At 34.8% G+C, this 250-nt stretch carries 1 protein-coding gene; it reads right to left on the bottom strand.

Going from position 1 to position 250, the window contains the following annotated elements:
* The coding region (locus B3139_RS16805) for a hypothetical protein (RefSeq protein WP_293884706.1) at nucleotides 1–250 on the bottom strand (250 nt) is incomplete at both ends.

Genomic DNA, 250 nt, shown 5'->3' with positions numbered 1-250 from the left:
TTAATCAGGTTCTGTTTATACGTTTTACCATTACTTAAGGCATACATATACAAATTCTCAAAGCCGCTGCTGCGTTTAAATTTTGCAGATAAAATGTATTTTCCATCCACTAGTTTCACATGCTGGCTAGACTGAATAATCTGTGACACCTTACGCTTAAAATCTATTTTATCGTTAATCTGCAAACTCTTTTCTCCAATTACCTGCGTTCTATCCTCGACAGTATTGAAATAATTAAGCACGGGAGATA

The organism is Sphingobacterium sp. UBA1498 (assembly GCF_002325125.1).
Lineage (GTDB): Bacteria > Bacteroidota > Bacteroidia > Sphingobacteriales > Sphingobacteriaceae > Sphingobacterium.
Note: the sequence above shows the minus strand (reverse complement) of the source record. Positions and strands in the feature narration are given on the sequence as shown.